At 47.1% G+C, this 26,240-nt stretch carries 18 protein-coding genes; 5 read left to right on the plus strand and 13 right to left on the minus strand.

Annotated elements, in window-relative coordinates; genetic code table 11:
- Nucleotides 1–9: 9 nt before the first annotated feature.
- On the minus strand, nucleotides 10–5,817 hold the full coding sequence (locus tag PN466_RS19190; protein WP_271942545.1) for a Calx-beta domain-containing protein: 5,808 nt from the start codon (nucleotides 5,815–5,817) through the stop codon (nucleotides 10–12).
- 158 nt (nucleotides 5,818–5,975) lie between these two features.
- Nucleotides 5,976–7,949 carry a heavy metal translocating P-type ATPase gene (locus PN466_RS19195; protein ID WP_278003155.1) on the minus strand — a complete coding sequence of 658 codons (1,974 nt, stop codon included), beginning with the start codon at nucleotides 7,947–7,949 and terminating at the stop codon, nucleotides 5,976–5,978.
- A gap of 360 nt (nucleotides 7,950–8,309) precedes the next feature.
- Between PN466_RS19195 and PN466_RS19200 the strand changes: the two genes are divergently transcribed.
- Together PN466_RS19200 and PN466_RS19205 are read left to right on the plus strand one after the other, a co-directional pair.
- Nucleotides 8,310–8,753 carry a DUF3531 family protein gene (locus tag PN466_RS19200; RefSeq protein ID WP_271942549.1) on the plus strand — a complete coding sequence of 148 codons (444 nt, stop codon included), beginning with the start codon at nucleotides 8,310–8,312 and terminating at the stop codon, nucleotides 8,751–8,753.
- Between the two features lie 22 nt (nucleotides 8,754–8,775).
- Nucleotides 8,776–9,207, plus strand: coding sequence for an NUDIX hydrolase (locus PN466_RS19205; RefSeq protein ID WP_271942552.1), 432 nt, complete (start codon nucleotides 8,776–8,778; stop codon nucleotides 9,205–9,207).
- 161 nt (nucleotides 9,208–9,368) lie between these two features.
- Here the strand turns inward: PN466_RS19205 and PN466_RS19210 are convergent, their stop codons facing one another.
- From PN466_RS19210 to PN466_RS19245, 8 genes are all read right to left on the minus strand, one after another.
- Nucleotides 9,369–10,385 (minus strand): ribose-phosphate pyrophosphokinase, encoded by a 1,017-nt coding sequence (locus PN466_RS19210; RefSeq protein WP_278003152.1) that lies wholly within the window; start codon nucleotides 10,383–10,385, stop codon nucleotides 9,369–9,371.
- A gap of 142 nt (nucleotides 10,386–10,527) precedes the next feature.
- On the minus strand, nucleotides 10,528–11,370 hold the full coding sequence (locus tag PN466_RS19215) for a lysophospholipid acyltransferase family protein (protein ID WP_271942554.1): 843 nt from the start codon (nucleotides 11,368–11,370) through the stop codon (nucleotides 10,528–10,530).
- A gap of 339 nt (nucleotides 11,371–11,709) precedes the next feature.
- Nucleotides 11,710–13,677, minus strand: coding sequence for a bifunctional aldolase/short-chain dehydrogenase (locus PN466_RS19220; RefSeq protein ID WP_271942558.1), 1,968 nt, complete (start codon nucleotides 13,675–13,677; stop codon nucleotides 11,710–11,712).
- A 170-nt stretch (nucleotides 13,678–13,847) separates the two neighbouring features.
- Complete coding sequence (gene gatC / locus PN466_RS19225) at nucleotides 13,848–14,135, minus strand: Asp-tRNA(Asn)/Glu-tRNA(Gln) amidotransferase subunit GatC (RefSeq protein ID WP_271942561.1); 288 nt, start codon at nucleotides 14,133–14,135, stop codon at nucleotides 13,848–13,850.
- A gap of 33 nt (nucleotides 14,136–14,168) precedes the next feature.
- Nucleotides 14,169–14,690: a photosystem I assembly protein Ycf3 gene (locus tag PN466_RS19230; RefSeq protein ID WP_271942564.1), complete on the minus strand. Its 522-nt coding sequence runs from the start codon at nucleotides 14,688–14,690 to the stop codon at nucleotides 14,169–14,171.
- Between the two features lie 129 nt (nucleotides 14,691–14,819).
- Nucleotides 14,820–17,909, minus strand: a complete 3,090-nt coding sequence (locus PN466_RS19235) for a HEAT repeat domain-containing protein (RefSeq protein WP_313898663.1) — start codon at nucleotides 17,907–17,909, stop codon at nucleotides 14,820–14,822.
- Nucleotides 17,910–18,299, minus strand: coding sequence for a hypothetical protein (locus PN466_RS19240; RefSeq protein ID WP_271942567.1), 390 nt, complete (start codon nucleotides 18,297–18,299; stop codon nucleotides 17,910–17,912). It abuts the gene before it with no gap.
- Nucleotides 18,300–18,362: 63 nt separating this feature from the next.
- Nucleotides 18,363–18,647, minus strand: a complete 285-nt coding sequence (locus PN466_RS19245) for a hypothetical protein (RefSeq protein ID WP_271942569.1) — start codon at nucleotides 18,645–18,647, stop codon at nucleotides 18,363–18,365.
- A 537-nt stretch (nucleotides 18,648–19,184) separates the two neighbouring features.
- Here PN466_RS19245 and PN466_RS19250 point away from each other — a divergent pair.
- Nucleotides 19,185–20,579 (plus strand): TldD/PmbA family protein, encoded by a 1,395-nt coding sequence (locus PN466_RS19250; protein WP_271942572.1) that lies wholly within the window; start codon nucleotides 19,185–19,187, stop codon nucleotides 20,577–20,579.
- Nucleotides 20,580–20,765: 186 nt separating this feature from the next.
- Here PN466_RS19250 and PN466_RS19255 read toward each other — a convergent pair whose 3' ends face one another.
- From PN466_RS19255 to ilvN, 3 genes are all read right to left on the minus strand, one after another.
- Nucleotides 20,766–21,122 carry a carbon dioxide-concentrating mechanism protein CcmK gene (locus PN466_RS19255; RefSeq protein WP_271942574.1) on the minus strand — a complete coding sequence of 119 codons (357 nt, stop codon included), beginning with the start codon at nucleotides 21,120–21,122 and terminating at the stop codon, nucleotides 20,766–20,768.
- 146 nt (nucleotides 21,123–21,268) lie between these two features.
- Nucleotides 21,269–21,574 carry a carbon dioxide-concentrating mechanism protein CcmK gene (locus PN466_RS19260; RefSeq protein WP_271942577.1) on the minus strand — a complete coding sequence of 102 codons (306 nt, stop codon included), beginning with the start codon at nucleotides 21,572–21,574 and terminating at the stop codon, nucleotides 21,269–21,271.
- Nucleotides 21,575–21,665: 91 nt separating this feature from the next.
- Nucleotides 21,666–22,187: an acetolactate synthase small subunit gene (ilvN, locus tag PN466_RS19265; RefSeq protein WP_271942579.1), complete on the minus strand. Its 522-nt coding sequence runs from the start codon at nucleotides 22,185–22,187 to the stop codon at nucleotides 21,666–21,668.
- Between the two features lie 393 nt (nucleotides 22,188–22,580).
- On the opposite strand from ilvN, the gene infC reads away from it, so the two are divergent.
- A complete protein-coding gene (gene infC / locus PN466_RS19270) occupies nucleotides 22,581–23,147 on the plus strand; it encodes a translation initiation factor IF-3 (RefSeq protein ID WP_271942642.1) in 567 nt (188 codons plus the stop codon).
- Nucleotides 23,148–23,222: 75 nt separating this feature from the next.
- Nucleotides 23,223–26,231 (plus strand): HEAT repeat domain-containing protein, encoded by a 3,009-nt coding sequence (locus PN466_RS19275; RefSeq protein ID WP_271942582.1) that lies wholly within the window; start codon nucleotides 23,223–23,225, stop codon nucleotides 26,229–26,231.
- Nucleotides 26,232–26,240 lie beyond the last annotated feature (9 nt).

Consider the following 26,240-nt stretch of genomic DNA (forward strand, 5'->3'; position numbering starts at 1 on the left):
GCTCTACCCCTAAACAACATTGAAAAAGCGGTTCTCGTTTAGAGTGTTAACCATTACATTTTCTAGGATGGCTAAAACCTGGTTATTGCTAGAAATAATTGTATTGTCGCCATTTTGGGCTAGGGTGAGCTGAGTATAAGTTAAGCCTGTCGATAATCTGAGGCGATCGCCAGCGGAAAAGTCTATGATGCGATCCCTTCCTTCTCCTATTGCCAGCACAAAGAGATCGTTGCCTCTATCCCCAAATAATACATCATCCCCAACTCCTCCCAACAAGATATCATTGCCTTCACCTCCCCAAAGGCTATCATGTCCCCCCTGTCCTCGTAAATCATCATCTCCTTGATTTCCGAGCAGCCAATCGTTTCCTAAATTACCATGAATGCAATCATCGCCCAAATCACCGAACAAGGTATCATTGCCTTCACCCCCAGCCAGGCGATCGTTATCCTGTCCAGCATGGACAACATCATCCCCTAAACCACCATCGAGAAAGTCATTTCCCGTATTCCCAGACAGAAAATCATTGCCATCATTACCTTCTACAATATCATTCCCCCTCTCTCCAAATATCACATCATTTCCTTCCCCCCCGCGCACCCCATCATTTCCCTGTCCACCATGAATCCAATCATTCCCCAACCCCCCATCAATCACATCTGTTCCTTGATTAGCAATTAACCAATCATCCCCATTTTCACCATTAATGTTATCATTGCCTTGCAGAGCAATGACCCAATCATTATCCGCACTCCCTAAAAATGTTTCATTCTGATTATTGCCAAACAAAATATCAGCAAAAACAGTTCCTTCCCGTGTAATTTCTGTCAGATTCAGCGCTGGAAAAACCACAGGAGAATTAGAGGGTGGGCAACTTAAGGATACGGGAGAATTCGACGGTGGAGAAGCCGGAACTTGAGGATTAGGTGAAGAAGGAGGAGTTACTAGAGACGGGGATGGAGATGGAAATGGAGATGCTACTACCGCCACATCATTATCCATAATGGTTCCCAAACCTTCAGCATCACTGATAGTAGCGTTAGTCGCATTCGTTAAATTAATCGTAAATGTTTCATCCGTTTCATCCGCACTATCCTCAGTCAGATTAACCGTAATTTCTTGACGGGTTTCTCCGGCTGAAAACGTTAAACTACCTGTGGTACTCGTGTAATCATTTCCGGCTGTGGCTGTACCATCGGCACTGGCATAGTCTACAGTAATATCTTGGGCACTGGCTGCATCAAGGGAGATGGCAAAAGTGAGCGTTCCGGCCCTTTCATTTACGGTTACATCATTGATGGATAAACTCGGTTGTCCATCATTATCAGTTATTGTTCCCTTTCCTTGAGCATCAGCGATACTTGCATTACTCGCATTCGTTAAATTAACCGTAAACGTTTCATTGATTTCGTCTAAGCTGTCGTCGGAGATGTTAACGGTAATTGCTTTACTCGTTTCTCCCGCTGCGAAGGTTAAGCTACCACTAGCGCTGGTGTAGTCACTTCCGGCTATTGCCGTCCCATCGCTACTGGCGTAATCTACGGTAATAGATTGAGCGCTGGCTGCATCAAGGGAAACGGTGAATGTTGCTGTACCCGCATTTTCATTTACGGTTACGTCGCTGATGGATAAGTTAGGTTGTCCATCATTATCAGTTATCGTCCCCACACCTTGAGCGTCGCTGATAGTGGCATTACTAGCATTGGATAAGTCAACACTGAAGGTTTCATTACTTTCGTCTAAGCTGTCGTCGGAGATGTTAACGGTAATATCTTTACTCGTTTCTCCTGCTGCAAAGGTTAATGTGCCACTAGCGCTGGTGTAGTCACTTCCGGCTACTGCCGTCCCATCGCTACTAGCATAATCTACGGTTATAGTCTGGGCGCTGGCTGCATCAAGGGAAACGGTAAAGGTGGCTGTGCCGGCATTTTCGTTGACGCTTACGTCGGCTATCGATAGGTTGGGAGTATTGTCATTGTCAGTGATATTCAGTGTTGTTGTATTTTGACTGCCAATGGTGGTATTGGTTAAACTCGCCACACTAAACGTCACCGTTTCATCTGCACCCGGTTCATCGATGCTATCATCATTAACCGGAATATCGATCGTCTTGCTGGTTTCTCCAGCATTAAACGTCACGGTTAGCGGGAAACTACTGCTCGTATAGTCAGTTCCACCACCCGTTGCTGTTCCTCCCGTCAGGCTAACTTGTACTGTCGATGTACTTGTGGTGTTGCCTGTGCGAGTAAGGGCGATCGCACTGCTGGTTCCCACATTTTCAGCGCTGGTGTAACTGGCGGCTGAAAATTCTATGGTGGGAGGCAGGGCAATGTTAAGAGTCGTTGTGGCTGTGGTGCTATTCAGGCTGCCGTCATTGGCTACAAACTCAATGGTTCGCGCGGTTGTATTGGGAGAGGCAGCCGTGTTGTTGTATACTATTTTGCGGAGAACCTGTTGGTAATTCGCTACCGTATCGCTACCGGAGAGATTTAGCACTCCCGTGGCTGTATTGTAGCTAAAGCTGATGCTCGTGCCAGAAGTATCGACACTCAAGACTTCATCCGCACCATCTAGCAGGTTAGTAATGCTCACCGTAGCATTGGTGAGGTTAGCACCATCATCGGTCACTGTCAGGTTAGTACTATCGACGATCGCCACTTGACCCCCACCGCTCGTAAAGGTTGCGCTATAGTCTATACCAGAGGCTCCCCCATTCAAGTCCACAACCGGCGCACTATTAGCGATAAACGTGACCATATTATCCGTACTCGTGCTGGCAGTATTGGCATTACCGGCTATGTCGGTTGCTACTCCTGCGGCTAAACTGCCTATAACCGTACCATTACCCGTCATGCCGCTTACCGCCACATTGTAAGTCGTGCCGCTACCCGTCACCGTGGCTATCGTTGCTCCCGCAGTGCCACCCAGGGTTACATCTCCCGTAGCAAAACCGGTTACCGGTTCGCTGAATGTGACCGTGTAGTTGATGGGGGAATTGGTGGTAGGATCTCCTTGACTGACTGCCTGTTCGACCGTTACCGTGGGTGCGGTGGTGTCGATGACAAGAGCTTTATTATCCGCCAGAGACTGTCCCCCCGGAATGGTGAGGGTAACGTTATTTGCGGTGGTATCTTGCAGAGTTGCGCCACCCGCTAAGGTTAGTCCAGTTGAGTTTAAGTCAGTGCTGTTTTCTCCTGTGCCTACGGTGTAGCTTCCTGATGCGCTGTTGGAGCTGCTAAAGGGAGAGAGGATAACTGTTCCACCACTATCTAAATTTAAGGTAAGGTTGCCACCCGCAAGGGTGACGTTTTCCGAGAAGTTGACGGTGACGTTGACAGTGCCTCCGACTCCGAATGTGCCATCGGTGGTGGTAGAGGTGATGGAAGTGATGGTGGGAAGTGCGTCGAAGGCTTGATCTCCGGAAGCGCTGAGGGTTCCCGTTTTGCTGGCGGAGGTGAAGATAATATCGCTCAGGTTAGGTGCAGCAATATTGATGGTATTGCCAGCAGTCGCTCCAGAGGCGATATCGGCGACGAGGAAGAGTGTACCAGTGCTGCCGCTATTAATGGTTTGCGAAAGTCCCGTGAAGGCAAGGGTGTTGCCAGAGGTAACAACCGCTTGAGTTCCCAGGGAAGCATCGTCAGCATTGCCGAAGATGGTATCAGTGGAGTAAAAGAGTTCAAAGCTGTTAGCAACAATATCAGCAGCAGCATAAGTGCCTGCGGTGGTGAAAGTAGCGCTGGTTAACTGTGCGTTGGCAGTGGTAACGGCTAAGTCGAGTTGATAGAGGGGATGGTTGGTTGTGCCTTGCGCGACGTTGGCGGCGGAAATAGTGCCGGAGGAGAGGGTTACGGCAGAAAGCGTGCCACCAGGGGAGCCAATATCGTTACCACTGTTTCCGCCAGCATCAGCACTGAGATAGCCTGTACCGAGGGGAGTGGAGCCGCCAACGGTACTGGTTCCCCAATTCGAGCCAACCGTATTATCTGCGGTTAGGTTAGTGAGATAAATGGACGCTCCCGTTGGATCGGGAAAGCCTGCGCTACTATAGTCAACAGTTTCAATGGCATTAGCATGAGCTATATGGTCGCTGCTATAGCTGGTAAAGCTATCCCATAAACTGACTGTCTCGCCAGTGTTGTTGAGTTCGATGTTACTCCAACCGGTAACGCCAATGAAGGTGATGCCGGTTCCCCAGGCGGCTTCAAAGTCAGAGGCATCAAGGTCATCGTCGTTGAAAAGGATGGCGCTCGTGCCAGCAGCTATGGAACCACTGGCGATGTTAGCGGAACCCTGAGCGATACTATTATTATCGTCGAGGACGTAGCCAGATAAATCGACGGTGCTGCTGCCGGAGTTGTAAACTTCTATCCATTCCCAGTTATCTTCACTGCTGGCAGGGTCGTACATAATCTCAGAGATAACCAGAGGGGATGTAATCGTTTGGATTCCCCCAGCCGTAGGTGTACCGGTTTTATTCCCACTTGTAAAGGTGATATCACTCAGGGTGGATGCAGCAATATTGATGGTATTACCAGTAGTGGCTCCCGTGGCGATATCGGCGACTAGGAATAATGTCCCGGTGTTGCCGCTATTGATGGTTTGTGAGAGTCCGGTAAAAGCCAGGGTATTGCCGGAGGTGACAACGGCTTGGGTTCCCAGGGACGTATCTCCTGCATCGAAGGTGGTGTCGGTGGAGTAGAAGAGTTCAAAGCTATTGGGCACGATATCGGCGGCAACATAACTGCCGCCTGTGGTGAAGGTTGCACCGGTTAGCTGGGTGTTGGCGGTGGTAACGGCTAGGTCTAACTGATACAGCGGATGGTTGGTTGTGCCTGGGAGGACGTTGCTGGCAGCAAATGTAGGCGAAGATAGGGCAATATCAGGAATTTGTGCGAGTTGATAAGCAGAGACTTGGGTTCCATGTAGGAGAAAGAGCTGGTCATTTCTTGCTCCTGCACCATAAAAATCGCCACCTAATGCAGTAGAACTATTATTGAGGAGTTGGTTGCTCCCTGTACCTAGGGTGTAGGTTTCTGTTGGAGTCGCTGCGGTGACTGTGGTTGGACTATCCATGTCCCAAACATGCACTGCATTAAGGGTGACGGCGATTAAGGTTTTCCGACCATCATATTCGTGGACGATCGCCTGATAAACTCGATCTGGAGAACTCGTCCCTGGCGAGGTTCCCGGCACAGTAATGTCAGTCCCACCAAAGTTGACGGCAGTATGCGTTCCGCTATCCGCATTAAACGCCCAAATTCGCTCGGCAAACCCCCCGTCTCCGCCACCATCGCTGGCGTAGATGTATTCATCCCCCGCCGCAGCACTATGATCGAAGTAGCTAATGCCGCGAAACCGTCCCCCAGTGCCCACATCTTGCGCCCATTGCTGAGTTAGGCTAAAGTCAGTGGGATTACTGGTTACCGACCATTTGATGATGCGATCGCGGTTAACATCATCATTCCCATAAATATACGTGCCATCGGTGGTAATGGATTCAGTTTGCTCTGTTGTGGCTTGATAACTTGTGAGAGGAAGAGTCCAGTCATTATCGATACGCCGAATTCCTTGGGCATCATCTCCAGTGAAGAAGATATAGCTGCCCAATTCTAGGGCGCTTTTCGCTCCATCACCAAAAGTATTATAACGATCAACTACCGTACCATTGGATGCATTATACTCAACTGGCCCGCCATCAATGGCTCCAGCTAGAGGGTTGCCTGCGGCTGAAAAGTTGTTGTTGAGATAGTGGTTATTATTGCCAAAAGGGGTAGTGGCAGTCCATTGAGCGGTGATGTTATCAATTAAACTCATGGTTGGTTAGGTTGGAGTAGAAGGCACGGCAGAATGACACATGGGAAAAACTAGAATAAGACTCCATCCCAGTTTACTAGTTTTCCAGACTGGGATGGAGATATGGGGTTAAAAATAGATTCTTAGTAGTAATTACATCTGCAACTATAGTTCAAAGCTTAACCCCAAACTCGCCGCAGATTCAGCACAAAACCCGGCAGAACTTCCTCTCTCGATAACTTACTGGCATTAACAATTGCAACTAAGGCAACCCCCACATCTGCAAAGACGGCTACCCAAAGATTCGCCATTCCGATCGCTCCCAGAGTAATGAAAAAGCCTTTGACTGCCAAGGCAAAAACGATATTCTGCCACACGATGCGGCGGGTTTTATGAGCCACTTGGATCGCCTCTACTACCTTAGAAGGAGCATCCGTCATAATAACCACATCTGCTGTTTCAATAGCAGCATCAGAACCGAGTCCCCCCATGGCTATGCCCACATCTGCTCTCGCAATCACAGGGGCATCATTAATACCATCGCCAACAAAGACGACTTTGCTTTTCGTGCGATGGGCTTGATGTAAAAAGTCTTCTAAGGCGCTGACTTTATCTTCTGGCAAGAGGTCAGCCCTATATTGATTGAGTCCTAATTTCTGGGCAGCGCGATCGGCAACCGATTGGGAGTCCCCAGTGAGCATAGCGGTTTGAATGCCTTGAGCCTGTAAAGTATGAATGGCTTCGGCTGCATCCTCTTTTAACTCATCGGCAATGATAATGCGTCCGGTATACTGACCATCGACAGCTAAATGAGCCACCGTACCTTCGACCGTACAAACCTGATGGGGAATATTTTCTCGATGCAATAGGCGATCGTTTCCAGCCAGTACCATCTGATTGCCGACTTTAGCACGAATGCCATGTCCGGAAATTTCCTCATAGTCCTGCACCCTGGTCTCATCAATGGGCTTTCCGTAGGCAGTACGGATAGATTGGGCGACAGGATGATTGGAATGAGACTCGACGGTTGCGGCCAGTTCCAACAATTGAGTGGGGGTGAGTCCGTTGTCAGAAATCACATCGGTGACGTTGAATGTCCCTTTCGTTAAAGTTCCGGTCTTATCAAAAACAACGGTTTTCACTTGGGTGAGTGCGTCTAAAAAGGTTGAACCTTTGACTAAAATCCCCCGCTTGGCTGCACCTCCTACACCACCAAAGTAGCCCAAGGGAATACTAATCACTAAACCGCAGGGACAGGAAATGACCAGTAGCACTAGGGCACGATACGTCCATTCTGCCTGACTTGCACCAGTAATGAGCAAGGGAGGAATGATGGCAACTGCTAAGGAGAGAAAGACCACTACCGGGGTATAGTAGCGGGCAAAGCGGGTCATGAATTTTTCGGTGTCGGCTTTTTTGCTACTGGCGTTTTCTACTAGTTCTAGAATTTTAGCAATCGATGATTCATTGAAGCGCTTGGTCACCCGAAGAGTCAACACTCCGGACTGATTAATCATGCCAGCAAGAACGGTGTCTCCTTCTCGAACGCTGCGGGGGACAGATTCGCCAATGAGGGCAGAAGTATCAACTAGGGATTTGCCGGTGAGAATTTCACCGTCAAGGGGCACTTTTTCGCCAGGACGCACCAGAATGATATCCCCAATGTTGACGGATTCTGGTGAGACTGGGTGAATTTGACCGTTGACTTTTAGATTGGCGCTGTCGGGTCTAACTTCTAGTAAGGCTTTGATGGAACGGCGGGAACGGCCAATGGAATATCCCTGCAAGAGTTCGCCTACCTGAAAGAATAGCATTACGCCAACGGCTTCGGGGATTTCGTGGATGGCAACTGCGCCTAGGGTGGCAATGGTCATTAAGAAGTTTTCATCAAAGATATGTCCCTTGAGAATATTGCGCCCTGCTGTCGTCAACACACTCCAACCACTAATCAGGTAGGCGGGAAGCAGTACAACATATTCCCCCAGAGAAAAAGGGGTGTTTTGTAAAGGTTTGTTGAAAATCAAGCCAATCAGAAATAGGATGGTGGCGATCAAGATCGGTTTCAGTTCTTTTTTTAGGTCAAACTCGGCTTCTTCGTGGTGATGACCGTGATCGTGGCTGCAACAACCGCAGTGAGAATGGGCTTCTGTCATAGCGTCCTGCCTTTGTGAAAATATAACCTGAATATCTGAACGTTTATTCATGTTTTATCGCGATTGGCCTCATCCCAATCTAAAATTTTTCCTTAAGATGGGTAACCACCTTTCGACAAACTGCCATACTCAAGGGGTGAAAAAGAGGGTAGAAAGTATGCTATGTAAGGAATATAAACTTTAAACTCTTCCCCAAAAATAAGCATTTATCGGGACTTAAACAAGAAAAATAATGAAATAAGGTTATAATAACTTGCTATTTTAGGCTTGATTTGGTGTTGATCTTTATTAAAGTCCCGTTAATGAGTCATGGACTAAACCCACCTCTACGGTTAACAATTTTTAACTTTGAATTGATTTATGAACGTTTTATTTCGAGAATTTAATCCTTTTGATGTTTGGATCTGGCTGGAATTTAGCACGGTTCCCAGTGATGCGGAAAAGCTGTATCTGCAAGAAGCCTTTGATGCTTGGTATTATTTAGGCAAGTTGGGTGGATTTAATGCGGAAAATCTGCAAGTGCAAGAGGAAGGGTTGGATCTCAGTTATATGACCTATGATGATCAACAAGGCGATCGCTCCTTGATGGCGTTAATGCATAACATGGGAGACTTAGAATATCAGGGAAATTGGGGACGCTGTTGGTTTGATCTGGGAACCAGTGATGCTTTGGCTTTGGATGTCCTGATTAACGCTTTGCAGCAACTTAGCCAGGAGTATGTAGCGATTGAAACTCTGATTATGGGTGGCGTTAACGCGGATTGGCCGATTCCAGAAACCCAAGATACGTTTGTGCAATATTAGCGGTATTAGCATAGCAGCAATCATGTCTAAGAAGAAGCCGACAATTCGGGTTATTGCTCTAGGTTTGATTAGAGACGGCGATCGCCTATTCCTCTCTGAAGGCTATGATCAGGATAAAGACCACACCTTCTATCGTGCCTTAGGAGGTGGTGTTGAGTTTGGCGAAACCTGCCGTGAAACACTTCAACGGGAATTTCGGGAAGAATTAAACGCCGAATTAACCCAAATTGAATATCTAGGCTGTATAGAAAGCCTATTTACTTATCAGAGTCAACCCAGACACGAAATTCTCCAACTCTATCGCGCCCAATTTGTAGACCCCAGGTTTTATCAGCAAAATCGTTTTACGTTCCATGAAAAAAAGCGCAGTAAAACTGCCTTATGGGTCAATATTAGTGCCTGTAAATCTGGACAAGTACGAGTGGTTCCCCCAGAATTTTTAGGGTATCTGTAGTCAGATCAAATCAGTTAAGATTACCGAGATGAGACTCCTTGTTAAGCACATCATGATCAAGAAAAGGTATTACTGAGCAGATTTTATCCAAAAAAATGTAGGAGCAAACAGCCGTTTGCTCCTACAAAATCTTACTAATTACCGATTACCAGCACGATAACTTATCTGAACATGCTACTAACGGAACTATCTTCATGGATACGCCAAATGGTTTCTCCAACCAAATTAGCCACAGATAACACCCGCAGTTGAGGGAAGTACTTATCTTCAGGCAATTGAATCGTATTGGTAACAATCACCTCTTCAAATACGCCACTAGAAAGACGCTCAACGGCTGGATCGGAGAAAACGGCATGGGTAGCACAAGCATAAACTTGTCTTGCGCCTTTTTCGCGCAGCATTCTCGCCCCTTCAGAAATGGTTCCAGCGGTATCAACCATGTCATCAACTAATACGGCGGTTTTCCCTTCCACGTCTCCAATGAGATTGAGCACTTCAGCCACATTGTGAGCTTGACGGCGCTTATCAATAATGGCTAAAGGCGCATCATTGAGTTTTTTGGCAAATGCTCTTGCTCTCGCCACTCCACCGACATCAGGAGAAACTACGACCAGATCGGGTAATTGCTTACTTAAAAGATAATCAATTAAAACGGGAGAACCATAAACATGGTCACAGGGAATATCAAAATAGCCTTGAATTTGAGCAGAATGCAAATCCATGGCTAAGACACGACTGGCTCCAGCTTCGGTAATCAAGTTAGCCACTAATTTAGCGGTAATCGATTCACGCCCAGCCGTTTTACGGTCGGCCCTAGCGTAACCATAGTAGGGGATAACGGCTGTAATTTGGCGGGCAGATGCTCGACGACAAGCATCTATCATGATCAACAGTTCCATTAAATGGTCGTTGACCGGAGAGCTAGATGGTTGAATCAAATAAACATCGCAACCGCGAATTGACTCTTGAATTTGAACATAAAGTTCGCCATCAGCGAATCGTTTACGAACCATTGGCCCTAGATCCACCCCTAGATAGCGGGCGACTTCTTGAGCCAAGAATAAGTTAGCAGAGCCAGCAAACAACCGAAGGCGGTTATTTTCATTGACAGATGGTAGCGTTGGCTGAATTGCCAAAGTCGCAGAACGGATCACGACAAACCCTCGAAGCGCACTCATTGGCAATCTTATCACTAGAAATTGGCTTATTATTATGTATTTTTTATGAAAAGTTTATGATTGACTGATTTAAGGAAGGAAAAATTGCTCAAAAAGCTGATGATGGGGTTAACAATAGGGACGATTTTGGGTTGTGGTTGGGTTAAGGGATGATGTGGGTGATGAGTTGATCGAGTTCGGTTTGCATGGTACTAAGAACTTGCTGATAGCAGGACTCAACATAATCAAAATCGCTGGCAGCTTTGCGTCCGTAGTTTGGGAAGCGGATGGGTTGACAAATGCGGGTATGAATCTGAATGGGTAGGGGAATATGGGGTAAGGGGCCAAAGGCAATTCCCCAGGGAAGTCCAAGATAAATGGGGAAGACTTCAGGATCGATGTCATAAACCCAAGGCATTCCCCATTCATGGAGTTGTTTCATCAGGGGATAAATATCGCCTAGAACCATGAGGGTATCATGGGCCCCGTAGGAAATGGCAGGGATGATGGGGATGTTTTGGCGCAGTGCCAGTTTAATAAATCCTTTACGGCCGGCGAATTGGATTTGATTTCGTTGAGAATGGGGACGAAAAACGTCTTGCGCTCCTCCGGGATAGACGAGGACACTGGCCCCTTTTTGGAAGGCGGCGATCGCCATTTTCGGGTTAGCTCGAACTGCTCCAACAGCTACTGCTTCTTTGGCCAAAGCCGGATTGAGTTCCCAAATATGGCGGTGCATTAGGCCATAAACCAGGCGCTGTGTTCCAAAATGGCGAAACCAATCATAAATCATCATAACCATATCTGGAGAGACTAAGCCGCCGTTATGGGAGCCAACGATCAGGACTTGTTCATCCCTGGGAATATGATGCCAACCCTCGGTTTGTACGCGAAAATAGTACTGATAAAACCAGCCCCAAACTGACATCCAGGATTCAATGACTTGGGGTTTTCGTTCGTCTAGAGACCATCCATCTCCAGGTTTTTGATGCAGAGTGTTTGTCATGGGGAGTTGAAGATTGGCGATCGCCTTCTTTAAACACAGGTCAAATTTCGATTTTTAACTGCTCTTTTGATCTGTGTCAACCAACGGCTGCTTCAAATTGCAAATTGCCCGGCTGGTATTACGCTGATACGCAATTTCCAACCGATTATGTTCTGTTACCAACACTGAAATATCCAACTCTTTATATCAAATCTATTTATTTATGATACACATCACAATCCGAGTAGAGACAAGGTATACCTTGTCTCTACAGTACGCATTTTTAGCAAGCATTTAAGGATTTGAGATTAGATTATCTTTTGCCAATACCTATCAATATACCTAAAATCAGTCTTGGTCTTAAATCACTCGGTCATTGCCTCCATCAACAGGAACTTGAGCAGCCGTGGTTTTCGCAAATAAGGGGCCGCACATTTCGGCGGCCAGTTCAGCAACGGAATGGCTATCGACTTCAACTTTTAAAACATTATTGGTTTTATATTCTTCCACGATTAAACCATAATGGGCGGCACGAGCATTGAGGACATCTTCTGTCCATAAACCGGTATCGAATACAGCATTGGGATGGAGGCTGTTGAGGCGAATATTGTCTTTGCCCCACTCTAATGCGGCAACACGCATGAGTTGATTTAAAGCCGCTTTAGAAGCAGAATAGGCAGCGGCTCCGGGGCCGGGGGCAGGGACATTTTTAGAGCCGATAACGACAACTCGACCGCCTTGGGGGGCAAGTTTGAGCAGGGGATAGGCATGGCGTAAGAGGGCAAGGTTAGCATCTAAATTGACCGACATCACCTTGCGCCATTCGCTAGTATCGAGGTCGGCAATGGGGCATCCTCCGGGAAAAATACCAGCGTTGAGGATGAGCATGTCTAAGCCGCCAAACCGCTGTACGGCTTGTTCTGGAGCAGCAATAAGAGCGGTTTCGTCGGTGACATCGCAGGTGATGCCATAGAAGTCGGCCCGGTTATAGAGGGATTCAATTTTGGTATCGATATCTAAACCGATAACGGCGGCTCCTCGCTTGAGCAGGGAGTCTACGCAGGCTTTGCCAATGCCGGATGCTGCGCCAGTGACGAGGGCAATTTCACCCGTGAACAGGGGCGGTTTACCGCCTTTGCGAAGTTTGGCTTGTTCTAAGTCCCAGTATTCGACAGCAAAGATGTCTTTGGCAGAGAGTGCCTGATAGCCGCCGAGCTGGGTGCTAGTACTGATAATGTCGATGGTATGGTCGTAAATGTCAGCAACGATATGGGCTTGTTTCACAGTTTTGCCCACAGTACACATACCCAGTTCTGGGTCAAGAATGACTCTGGGGATGGGGTCGAGAATGGTTAAATCTGGGGTGGCGTGGGCGCGGAAATAAGCTTGATAGGCTTCCACATAGCTTTGAATGTCTCGCCCAACTAGGGGTAGCCGTTTGGTGCGAATGACGTGATCTGGGGTTGCAGGGCCTTGTTGGGAGATGTGTTGAATATCCTCTCGTTGGGCGAAGCTGAGGGTTTTGGGGTTGCGGTGGGTGCTAAGAATGACGGGAAATTGGGTGGTTTTGGAAAGGGTATGGCGCAGTTGGGCGAGGGTATGACTGAGGGGCGCAGGTTCTGGTACAGGCTGTTCAGGAATAGAAGTAATAGCCCCTTGTTTTTGTAGATAACTTTCTGCTTGACTGACTAGCTCAATCATCCGTTCATAGGATTCTTGAGCCGTGGCTCCGAAGGAAAAGATACCATGATTCATGAGTACCATGCCGAGAGCATGCTCTCCTGCTTCTAGAGCAAATTGCCTGGCACAGACTCGTGCAAGATCAAATCCGGGCATGACGTAGGGTATGACGATCAGGCGATCGCCATAAATCTCTTCTACCCGTTTTCTGCCATTGGCTGTATTTGTAACCGCAATAATGGCATCCGCATGAGTATGATCGACATATTTGTAGGGCAAAATGGCGTGCAAAATCGTCTCTACAGACGGATAAGGGGCGCTGGCACGGGTCATCTGGGTTTTGAGTTCATTGACCATTTGCGGGTCGGACAACTGTTCTAGTTGTGCCAATTTCAGCAAGTGGGGAATCCGTACCGGGGCAAACCCTTCGGCTTCAATGGTGGCCAGATCCCATCCGCTCCCTTTGACGTAAAGAATGTCTTCTTTTTCTCCAAAGAGGTTCGTTTCTTTGACTTTTACGGAGGTATTACCGCCTCCATGGAGGACGAGGGAAGGGTCTTTTCCTAATAAGCGCGAGGTATAAACTCTTTGTTCTAAATCTGTTGTATATTGAGCGGCTTCGCTCTGATTCCATAAGTTTTTTACCATGATTAAATAGCGCTTCGCGCTGGTAATGGGTAATTGGTAATTGGTAATGGGTAAACCGTTTTTCCCTTAACAGTCAACTTTCAATCCTCTGATTAACCCCCCCCTATCCCCCCATCCCCAACCTTGCCATTTTTCAGGGGAGAAGGGGCTTGGGGGATGAGAGCAGCAGTTTACTCGCTGAGGATTTGAGGAACCTTAAAGAAGTCGCCATCGCGATCGGGGGCGTTGTCTAAAAGGGCTTCCCGAAACTCATCCGGAGTTAGTAAATCTTCGCGAGTGATATTACTGAGTTCGATCGCCCGCGTGGTGGGGGGAACACCTTCGGTGTCCAACTCATTGAGCTGTTCCACATAGTCGAGAATCTGGCTCAGTTCACCACTAAACTGGGCTTCCTCTTCCGAAGTCAGGGCTAAACGGGCAAGATGGGCAACTTTATGAACTTGTTCTTGGTCGAGCATAAGGGTTGTGAAAGATGACAGAAAAAAATAGACTTAGAAAAAGACTTCGCCTTGCGATCGCCCGGTATTTTTCAACCAGTTTTGGGCTTCGATATAGTTATTAGGAGCCATTTTAATCGCCCGGTTCCAATAATCTGCGGCGATATCAAATAATGCTTCGGCTTTCTCATTATCTCCCTCGGCTTTGATCTGTTCGCCTTTATAGTGATAAATGACGGCGATATTATTCAGGGCTTGGGGCATATTATCATTCAAGTCCAAAGCCTGCTCATAATAGTCGATCGCCTGGTCATGCTCCCCGTTACTGGCATGGATCAAGCCTACATTGTAGAGGATGTAGCTGCGATCGTTGGCATCTTCCTCTAGCTTCAACGCCTCATAATAATTATCCAAAGCCTCCGCATACTCACCATCAGCCTGAGCTGACATCCCATCGCGATAATAGGCAAAGGCAGTTTTGGATTTATTGCTCGTGGGCAGAATCTTCAAAATAATATCTGCCATCACCGTAAAGCTTTTATCAATAAAGTTATCGTTGCGCTGGGTTCTCGGCATAACGGTTTAGATTAAGGGGTTTCAACTCGCCATTGTAACAAGGATAGATGCTGATACGATACCCACTTTAAATCGATCGCTCACCCTGTCCCTATGCCCCGATCCTCATCCAACCCGTCCAAAATCTGCTCAATCAGGTGCGGATGTTCCGGGTAGAAGATTTTCAGAGAGGGAACCATGCCAAGTTTCGTAGAAGTCAGGATAGGAGAGAGTTTGGGCAATCTTCCAGAGGACTTTGTAGGAGTTGTAAAACAGGCGAAAGTTGTTTTCGTAGGTTTCAGGATTGAGGTGAGGTTGGAGGGCAGAAACAACGCTTTTTTGCTGTTCCTCAGTGGTGATGATTTCCCCTAAACTCTCCGCCATCCAATAACGGGTGTCAGTCTGCACCAACAGTTGCACTAGAACCGAGATCGCTTGTTGATTTCCGGGGTCAATTTTTCCTAAGCTCTTAGCTGCCCACCAACGGGTTAATTCATCCTCAGTCTGCTCCAGAACTTTCACCAGAGCTGCGATCTCCTGGGGATTGCCGTGTCCAATTTGCCCTAAACGATGAACTGCGCAACTACGGATATCTTCATCCTCAGTTTGTTCCAGAACTTTCACCAGAGCCGCGATCGCCTGGGGATTTCCCTGTCCAATTTGCCCGAGACTATCAACCGCTGTCCAATGGAGAGTTTCATCCTCATTCTGTTCCAGAACTTGCACTAGAGCAGCAATTGCTTGTGGATTTCCCCGTTCAAGGCTCAGACTATCAACCGCCTCCCAACGGATATTTATATCCTTTGTCTGCTCTAGAACTTGCACCAGAGCTGCGATTCTCTCTTGATTTGCCGGGGCGATTTCCCATAAAGTATAAGCTGCCCACTTCAGCATGTCTTCATCCTCAGCCTGCTTTATTAGGCGTACCAGAGCAGCGATCGCTTCTTGATTGCCAGGATCGATTTGCCCCAAACCCTCAGCCGCCAGCAAACATATATGTTCATCATCAGTCTGCTCCAGCAGTCGTACTAGAGCGGCGATCGCTTGTTGATTGCCTGGGTCGATTTGACCTAAACTACAAGCTGCTATCTGACAGAGATATTCATCCAGATTATCATCCTCAGTATCGGTCAAAACTTGAACCAGGGTGGCGATCGCCTGCTGATTTCTAGGGTCGATTTTCCCTAAACGATAAGCCACTGAACAACGGCTAAATTCATCCTCTATCTGTTCCAGTAGTTGTACTAGAGCAGCGATCGCCTGGGCATTTCCTGGGTCGATTTTCCCTAAACGATAAGCTGCCCGCCTATAAGTAGATTTATCTTCAGTTTGCTCCAGAAGTTGCACTAGAGCGGCGATCGCCTGGGCATTTCCTTGTCCAATTTGCTCTAAACGATCAGCCGCCTCATATTGGGTAAATTGATCTTCAGTCTGCTCCAGAAGTTGAACTAGAGTGGCGATCGCCTGGGCATTTCCTTGTCCAATTTGCCCTAAATTACCAACTAACTGCCGACGAGCATCTTCATCCTTAGTCCGCTCCAGCAGTTGTATTACAGCAGCAATAGCTTGGGAATTTCCAGCGTCGATGTGCCCTAAACTCTCCGCCGCCCGCCTACAGGTTCCTTCAGGACATTGGCAATGGTTTAGCAGGTAAGAGAGCGTCTCAATAGCACGTTTTCGGTCAGTTTCAGGTAAAGTATTCCTTGCCCCTTCTTGAATGGGCTGGAGAAAGGTTCGCCATTTCTCTTGTTCATCATTGAAATCCCCAAACCCCCACTTCACAAGCTGCCGCACAATTTCATCAGCACGAGAACAACCCTTAAACTCACTGATACCAGCCGCAGCTAAAAAATAGGCACGATAGGAATAAAATCCTCGATCTGCTTGCTCAAAATTCCACTCTCCACAACCATCCTCAAAATGAACCAACTGCCCAATAAACGCCTCCTTCTTCTCCTCTTCCACATCCCCACGCCCCAACCACAATAAAATCACCTGCTTCCACTGTGGGGTAAAAATCCGATATTCTTTTCCTGGAACAAGATACTGGGGCAGAAAATAATCCCCATCCTCCACCCCTAGAGCGGCAAAATATTCCTGAAACGTGGCATGATAAAACCCATAAATCGTATCCGTTCCCCTTTGCAAGCAATTCAACCATCCCAACTGTTTGATGGATTCTAACAGTGAGCGACTGGGCAAAACCTCTAAAATCCAACTTTCCCGCAACTGAAACCGAGAGGAATCATCGGATTGCTCCATTGCTGCTAATGCCAAAGCTGCTAACGCCCGATCGATTTCTTGCCGTTGTTCTAAACTCTCCTCATCTGCCTTCCAGCTATATACCCACTCCACAAACTGTGCATATAACTCCGCTTGAGTCTCTGGTAATCCCTGCTCCGGTTGCCAAATATGGCAGAGCATCCACAACCGTAAAGGATTACGAATCAACTCCAGCAAACGAGAATTATCAGAGCGTTGCAATTCTTCCTGAAGCTGTTCTCCCCTCGTTGCATAGCCAATCTGGGCAAACCAATTACCAATATATTGATTAACCTGTTCTGAGTCCAATTCCAAATTGCGAAACACATCAAACCCAGAAAACGCATTCTTATCCGCTTCCCCAACATTTACCCGACAAGTAACCACCACTCGCGTTTGCCCCACCCATCCCCCCAACAGTTGGGAAACATGACTTGTATCTACTGTAGAGGTTATTTCATCCCAACCATCCAACAAAACCCAAATCTGCCCTTCATGCTGGCGCAGAGCTTCCACAGTCAGACTTTCGCCTGTTTGTTTCAGCCAAATTTCCTCAATCTGGTGGTCCAGCGTGGGTTGGGTTAACTCCTTGAACGATATCCAAATCGGCAACCCCAAATTTTGCTCTAAAATCCAATCCGCAATCTTCTGTAACCGGGTGGTTTTTCCTGAACCCGGCTCACCAATAATGGCGATTCTCCGACCTTTACTGGCTCTGCTTTTTTCCTGTCGTAAGACTTGCTCAAGAAATTTATTTTCCTTAATCGGTGTTAGCGTTTCTTGTTCTTCGGTTGGCTTCTTGTTCCACTCGACAATTGCCAGCTTAACATAAACATCATCATAGTTTGTGTCTACATCATAGTAATGGCGATAGGGGTTAGTGGTTAATTCTTTCTGCGTTTCCAGATTTTGCTCGCAGATTTTTCGCCATTCTTCAATGGGAAGAAACTTGACCCGATTCCCAGCAGGCGACTCGATTCAAAATGTCCCCCCAATAATCGTATTCCCTTGGAAGACATTCTTAATGTTTTCCGCTAACTTGCCAGTATTGTAAACAGTCGATTGCTCAGAGACAAAATTGGATAGTTTTGAATTCGGATCGGCCTTTGCTGCAACTACCAACTCCTGCAACAGTTGAGCCACTTGAGGTTCTCGCTCTGCCAAATCTCTCAAGGTTTCCACCGCTTGCGGATAGTCTAACTCCTGGGGCGAGACTTCGATCTCTGTAGCAGTTTCCGGCGAATGTTTCCGCAGTGAAGCCATCAGTTGAGTCGTTCGGTCTACAACGACTTCCCCAATTTTTTCTCCCCCTTTCTCTAACGCCTTAGTTGCCACAATGGTAGAAATAGTTAAAGCTACTGCTAACATAGGCTCCATTTCTTCACCTCTCCTTTGTCTGGTTTGGATTCTGGCTACTCAAGCAATTTTAAATCACTTCCCCACCATTGTCCCCCATCCCCGCGTCTTTGTGTCTCCGTGTCCACGCCTTCCTTTAGCTTGGTGATGGCGATCGCCTCTTTCGTATTGGCGATCGATATAACCTATAAGGAAGCTCGTGCTGCGATCGCGGATGCTTCCAGATTTTGTCGAAAACGAGCTAGAAAAACCTCGATCGGTTGTAATTTCATATTTTCTGAAATAATGTTTGTATCCAGGATGAATTTTATGGTCATGACCAATCCCGTTTTTCAGGAGTAGGACAGCGATCTCGGACATCTTCAAAAATTTCATCAGGTTCTAAGTCAATTTGTTCTGAAATGATTCTATAGTAAGCCTAAATGAGTTGTGCAACTAGTGTTTTTATTCAAGCCCTTGCCCAGCAAGGGCTTGACCTGTCATTTTCCTTCGTTTGTTTTCTAAAATGATTTAGGCTTACTATCGAAAACCAAGGTGAAGCACGATCGGATACATTTTTCAACTCATCTAGCAGAGCGATCGTATCGTTGGTTTCTCCAAACTGTTCAAATAAAGTGAGTTATGCCAAAGTTGCTCTATGAATAATCTCCAATAACTGCCACTTTAAATTCCAGATAGTTTCTTCAAGATCGGTAGGAATTTCTGCCATATTTGATGAATTACTGATGATCTCCTAATGATTGTAACTCCGATCGCCGTGAGAACAGCCCTAGAGATCCGTGGTATACAGTTACTAGGGATGAATTCGTTCTTGGACTATTTTGATCGAGAGAGCGAAGACAGCACTGACCCAATGTAATCACTCAAGTCTCAATCATCTTAACTGGTTGAATTACAATGAATACGGATATTAAAAATCTGCTCTCGGATTTAATCAAACGCTATCGCTCTCAAGTTGATTTCCTTGCTATCCGTCTGGAAGAAGCAGAAGCAACCGATATCTTGCTGCGGGGGAATAAAGTAGAAACCCTCAGCGAAGGCATTTCCCTAGGGGGACAAGTACGTGCTTGTTACAAAGGCGGTTGGGGAATGAGTAGCTTTAACCAACTGGGGGTATTGTCGAAGCGGATAGAAGAAGCGATCGCCTCTGCGCGGTTGGTGGGACAAGAAGAAACCATTCTAGCGCCGATTCCCATTATCGAAGATAGTCAGGTCTTGCCCCTGGGGGGAACCCATCCCAGGGAGATTCCCCTAATCGAGAAAAAGGAATTGTGCGATCGCTACGCCGACATTCTCCACAGTACCAATCCTCAAGTAGCCACAACCTCTGTACGCTACGGAGACTGCTGTCAGCGGATTATCTTGATCACCTCTGAAGGAACGCTCATTGAGCAATCCTGGGTCGATTTAGAGATGCGCTTTGCCGCCACCGCTCGTCAGGGTTCCACTGTACAAACCGGACGGGAAACCACCGGATCGCGCAATGGGTACGAAGATTTAACCCAACTCGATAACCAAGTGCGATCGGCTGCCCAGCGTGCCGTTAATGCCCTCTCCCATCCTCCCATTAAAGGCAATACCTACACCGTCGTCATCGATCCAATTTTAACCGGATTATTTGTCCATGAAGCCTTTGGTCACCTTTCAGAAGCCGATATGGCCTATGAAAACCCCGATATCCTGGAAGTGATGACCCTAGGGCGCAAATTTGGCCCGGACAACCTGCAAATTCTGGATGGTGGAGCACCACAAGGTCACCGAGGCAGTTATTTCTATGATGATGAAGGAACCCCAGCCACAACCACCCAACTGATCAAAGATGGGGTATTAGCTGGCCGTCTGCATTCGCGGGAAACCGCCGGCAAACTGGGAGAGGAACCTACAGGGAATGCTCGTTGCCTCAATTATCATTATCCTCCCTTGGTACGAATGACCAATACCTGGATTGAGCGGGGGGAAACTCCTGTCAGCGATTTGTTTAGCGGTATTCAAGAAGGGGTTTACGCTAAAAACTGGCGAGGGGGAATGACCAATGGAGAAATGTTTACCTTTGGGGCAGGAGAAGCTTGGATGATTCGCAATGGGAAAATTGCTGAACCAGTACGAGATGTGACCCTTTCCGGCAATGTGTTTAGTACCTTAGCCGATATTGAGGGGATCGGTGACGATTTTTACTGGGATGAGTCCGGCGGTTGTGGCAAAGGGGGACAAAATGGGTTGGCTGTCGGCTGTGGCGGCCCCTCCTTACGCATCCAGAATGTAGTGGTGGGGGGAGAAGCAGAGAATGAGTAAACTGTAATGAGATCAAGTCCGAGTCATCAGTTTAACGATGTATAGTGCGTTTCCACTCCTAGATTGTTTCGGGAGAACATTGCCTATTCCCTGTTCCCTATTCCCTATTCCCTATTACCTATTCCCCAGCGCAAAGCGCTGTATGAGTAATGAGTGCCGTACCCATTACCCATTACTCCTGACGGATTATCCACCCACCGTTAATGAAGGTCGTGGTGTATCCCCTTCAACAGCTCTGCGATAGGACTCTACATTATCGTTGTAATCAATCGGGAGGACAGCAACTACGTTCTCGTGGGGACGGGGGATGATCACCCAGGATTCTAGGGTCGCGCCGTAAGCCTTCTCTACAGCGTCTATTCCTGCATCCATCGCCGTTTTGACCTCAGAAACATCTCCCCGGATATTTACGGTAAATCGAGCGCTCCCAACGCGAATATAGCCGACTAAGGTAATCCGTCCCGCTTTTACCATTGCGTCAGCAGCAGCCAAAATACCTGGGAACCCTTTAGTTTCAATCGCTCCAACAGCTTGCTGTCCCATAATTGTTGCTCCTAATGTTAATCAATAACCATTTTTATGCAAGATTTTATTGTAGGGGTTTAGGGGGTCACTTGAGTCAACAAAATGGGTAATGGGTAATGGGTAAAACCCGGTTTGCCTATTCCCTATTCCCTATTCCCTACTGCCTAGCGAAAGGGTTCACTGACTTCCGTGTAGTCGATGGGAAGTACGGCTTGGACATTTTCGGGGGGATTGGGGACAATGTAGTGCATCATCACTTTGCCTCCGTAGACTTTTTCCGCTTCCTGAATGCCCACTTCCATTGCTGGCACAACTTCAGATGTCCCCCCACGAATCGCTATGACAAAGTTGCCACTTTCGGCACGGTCGAAATAGACTAGGGTTACTCGTGCTGCTTTAACCATGGAATCAGCAGCAGCGAGAATGGAAGGAAATCCTAGGGTTTGGATGACACCAACAGCTTCAGGCACAGTTTTTCTCCTTTTAGGGGCATTGAGGTGAGTTCACAAAGGTGATTTCACTATTATTGTAGGGGAGAAAGGCGATCGCGCTGCTTTGGCTTTAAGCTAATTTAGCTTCTAGAGATTTGAGCAATTCTGTATTCACCCCAGATTCACGGGTGAGGGCAATTTTACCGGTGCGGGCAATTTCCCGAATGCCAAATTTTTGCAGCACTTGGACAATGGCGACCATTTTTCCCGGGTCTCCGACAACTTCCAAGGTTAGAGAATCTTCCGCTACATCCACGACACGGGAGCGGAAAATATTGGCTAACTCAATAATTTCCGAGCGACTTTGAGCCGGAGCATTAACTTTGAGCAACATTAATTCCCGTTCTACACAGGGGCTGTCCGTTAAGTCTTGTACTTTGAGGACATTAATTTGTTTGTAGAGTTGTTTGGTTATTTGTTCGATAATTTTGTTATCTCCAGGTACAACCATAGTAATCCGAGAGACTCCAAGCTGTTCGGCTGGCCCGACGGCTAGACTTTCGATGTTAAAGCCGCGACGAGCAAACAAACCAGAAATGCGACTTAAGACTCCAGCTTCATCTTCTACCAGTACAGAAAGGGTATGTTTCATAGTTGCTTCATCCGCTTACAGGTGATACAATCAGGTTCTGATTTTAGGTTTAATCTTACAGTATACGCCATAGACCCAACTATGATAGGAGGCTTGACTCGGCGATCGCCGACCCTATAATCCTTTCTTAAGATTAATCTGGGTTAATCACTCAATGAATCAGTACTGTACCAACCTTAAGACCCTTCAGTCCCGCTCAGAAGCACTCAAAAGGGTCACAATCCTGGTCTAGAGCAAGAAAGAAGTTAAAAATGTAGGGCAATTCAAAATCTGTCAGTTACAATGACAGAAAATCATCCATTTTGCCCACCTCTCCCACCAATTAAGGAATGGGGAGGTTGTGTGTAAACCTGATATCGGGTTCTCCTGAACCCTTAGATTCAATAGCCTACCATTGTTCTATCCCTAGAAAAACGAAAAACGCCTGTGGTTGACAAGAAAAGAAATCGCGATCTACCCCAAATTAACGAACGGATTCAATATCCCAAGGTTCGAGTCATTGATGGTGAGAACAAACAACTTGGCATTCTATCGCTCAAAGAGGCCCTAAAGCTTGCACAACAAGAAGAACAAGACCTGGTTCTAGTCAGCGATAAAGCCGATCCCCCGGTATGCCGAATTCAGGACTACGGAAAATTTAAGTTTGAGCAAGAAAAGAAAGCCCGCGAAGCTAAGAAAAAACAGCACACCTCTGATGTTAAAGAAGTGAAAATGCGTTATAAAATTGAGGAACATGATTACAATGTGCGCCTCAAGAACGCCAGGAAGTTTCTCCAGAAAGGAGATAAAGTTAAAGCAACAATTAACTTTAAAGGGCGGGAAGCCCAGCATAGCGATTTGGCAGAAGGGTTGCTCAAACGCTTGGCCAAAGATCTAGAAGAAGAAGCCGAAATACAGCAAGAACCGAAGCGGGAAGGGCGCAATATGATGATGCTTCTCTCGCCGAAAAAACAGTCATAAGTCATACTCTACTTAGGTGAACAGAGACTCTCTTGAGAGCCTAGGTAGAGCTAGACCGATGTAAACGACCAAAATATGGAACTCAACTATCAGGGACGCAGCTTAAACCGGTGGGGACAACGATTCTTCCAATGGTTTAACCTTCGGCCAGACGAAAGTGAGCGTACAGTATTAATGCTGGCGTTTTATACCGCAAGTTGTGTGGGACTCAGTTGGACAGAAGCGAGTACCGCTGATTTGTTCTTGCAACGATTTGGAGCCGAATCTTTACCCTGGATTTATATTGCTAGTGCTGTAATGGGTTCAGGATTAGGGTTTTTGTATGACTGGTTGCAGACCCTGCTCCCTTTGCGTAAGGTGATTGTGATTACAGCCGTACTGATGGCGATCCCCTTATTTCTATTACACCTAGGGTTAGATCTAGTTATTATCGCCCCCATCTTGATTTTTTTGCTGCGCCTGTGGTGTGAAGCGATCTTTATTCTCAATGAACTCAATACCAGTATTTGCGCTAATCAACTGTTTAATATTCGAGAAATCAAGCGCACTTATCCACTGATTTCTAGTGGGATTCTGATGGCCGATGTGGTCAGTGGATTTTCATTGCCGGTGCTGTTAACGTTTCTGCGAGTCGAGAATATCCTCATTTGTGCCAGTGTCTTGATGTTTGTGGGGGGAGGCGTTGCATTTTATCTGACTCAAAATTATCAGCAATTTTTTCCCGATACTCCCAATCGTGTCTCTCAAGAAGAAGCATCAGACTTTACCCAGCGCCGGTTAGGTCGTCCGGTATGGCGGTATGTCATTCCCTTAATTCTGTTCTTTTTCGTTGCCCAAGGGTCTTTGCAGTTGGTTGAATTCCAGTTTTTTGACCAGCTTGAAAAAAAACTTAATTCGGGAGAAGTTGCCAGTTTTCTCGGGTTTTTCAATGGTGTTTTGGGAATCTTTGAACTGGTTCTGCAATGGTTTGTTTCTTCTCGGTTGATTGAACGCTTGGGCGTATTTGTGGCTGCGTCCTTACTGCCCGGAATGATGGGGATTATCAGTTTGGTGTCGTTGGGCAAGGTGGCAGATTTATTTTGGTGTCTGATTACGCTGAAGTTTTTTGATGATTTGTTGCGCTATACGGTGGTCTTGGGGTTGGGGCCGGCTCTGTTTCAGCCGCTTCCAGAGAGTATTCGTAATGGTATCCAGACTTGGCGGGCGATCGCCGAACCGATCTCAACTGGGGTAACGGGTTTGTTGCTCTTGGGAACGATTTGGTTTTGCAATCAAATTCTGCCCCAATTTCAAGACCGTCAGTCAGATATCTTCCTGTTCCAAACCATTCTCATCGCCTTGGGATGGTTATTAGCCATTTTCTTCCTCCGCTCTGGGTATGTGCAACTGTTGGTGTCGAGTGCCAAAAGTGGCCGCTTAGGGGTCTCGGATGTGGATTTGCGATCGCTACAACGCAATGTGGCCGAAACCCTCAAACAACCAGGAGCAGAAGAAGATAAGCGCTCTTGCATTGAACTGCTCAACCGGTTTGACTCCCAAAATATTAACGAGGTACTGGTTCCCCTGCTCCCTTCCCTCTCTCCTGCTCTACAACGCCAAAGCTTAGAGGTGCTACTGGAACATCCCCAACCCAAGGATGTAGAATCCATTCGCGCTCTCACCCAAACCTCCTTACTACCCGATGTGTTGGCTCTTGCCCTACGCTACATTTGGCTCACGGAACCGGAACCCGATATCCGTCAGTTACGCAGCTATCTGCAACCGGCGGTCGATCCGGTGGTGCGGTCAACGGCGGCTGCTTTAATGTTACGACGAGGGAATGCGAAAGCTAAAGCGGAAGCAACGAATACCCTGCGACGGATGGTTACCAGCGAACAGGAACGGGAGCGGGTGATGGGATGTCGTGCTTTGGGGGAAGCGGTGTATATGCAAGCGCTACGGCTCTATGTGCCCAATTTACTTCAGGATGATTCCCTGCGGGTGCGCTGTGCCCTTCTAGAGGCGATCGCCGCTACCCGTCTAGAAGAATATTATCCCTCTTTGCTGCGCGGTCTTTACTATCAATCCACCCGTGAAGCAGCGTGTAAAGCTTTAGTGCGCTTACGCCATGAAGCCATTCCCCTATTATTAGATTTAGCCCGTGATATCTATAAGCCCGATCTAGTGCGCATGTACGCTTGGATGACCATTGGTGATATTAGAACGCCAGAGTCCTTGCATGTCTTAACCCAAAATTTAATGGCTTCCTGGGGAACCACTCGGCGCAATATCCTCAAAATCCTGATTAAATTACCCGATGATACAGGGATTGAACAGGTACAAGCCGTCTTAGGGCGATCGGGGATTGAATTATTAATCGATCAAGAACTCATGTTTATCGGGCAGCTCTATGCAGGACGTTTAGATCTAGCTGAGGATCGAGTTTCAGGTCGAGAAGCTCAATTGTTACAGCGATCGCTCGCCGATCTCGAAACAGATTCTATTGATCGCTGCTTCTTATTGATGAAGTTCTTGTATCCCATCCAGAGCGTACAAGCGGCTGCCTTTAACCTTCAGTCCAATTCCATGAGCAGTCAAGCGAAAGGGTTAGAAATTTTAGACAATATTGTAGATATTCCCCATAAGAAAGCACTGTTAACGGTACTCGATCAATATGCGATCGCCGAAAAACTCTCTTATCTGGAAGATTTATTCTTATATGAACCGCTCAGTCCCAGCGATCGCCTGCGCCATCTTCTCGACCTTCGTCATTTTCTCTCAGATTGGCCCTTAGCTTGCTGTTTCCATGTCGCTCAAGCCTTCCGCTGGAGTACCACTACTGAACATATTCTGGCTGGACTACGGCATCCGAGGGGGTTTGTACGGGAAGCCGTCTTGAATTATCTTAAAGTAGCAAGCCCTTCAACCTTGAGTCAATTGTTGCCTATGCTCAAAAACGATCCCGATCGCCTAGTGGCTGGCCAAGTTCAAGCCTTAATTGAAGAGTGTGGACTCTCCCATATTCAGGACTCCTCACCCTCAATCTTGAGTGAAGATGCCTCAGATTTCCCCATCCCCCCATTTCCCTATCCCCCATCCCCCTAATCCCGACCC

Origin of the sequence: Roseofilum reptotaenium CS-1145, from assembly GCF_028330985.1 — a bacterium.
Classification (GTDB): domain Bacteria; phylum Cyanobacteriota; class Cyanobacteriia; order Cyanobacteriales; family Desertifilaceae; genus Roseofilum; species Roseofilum reptotaenium.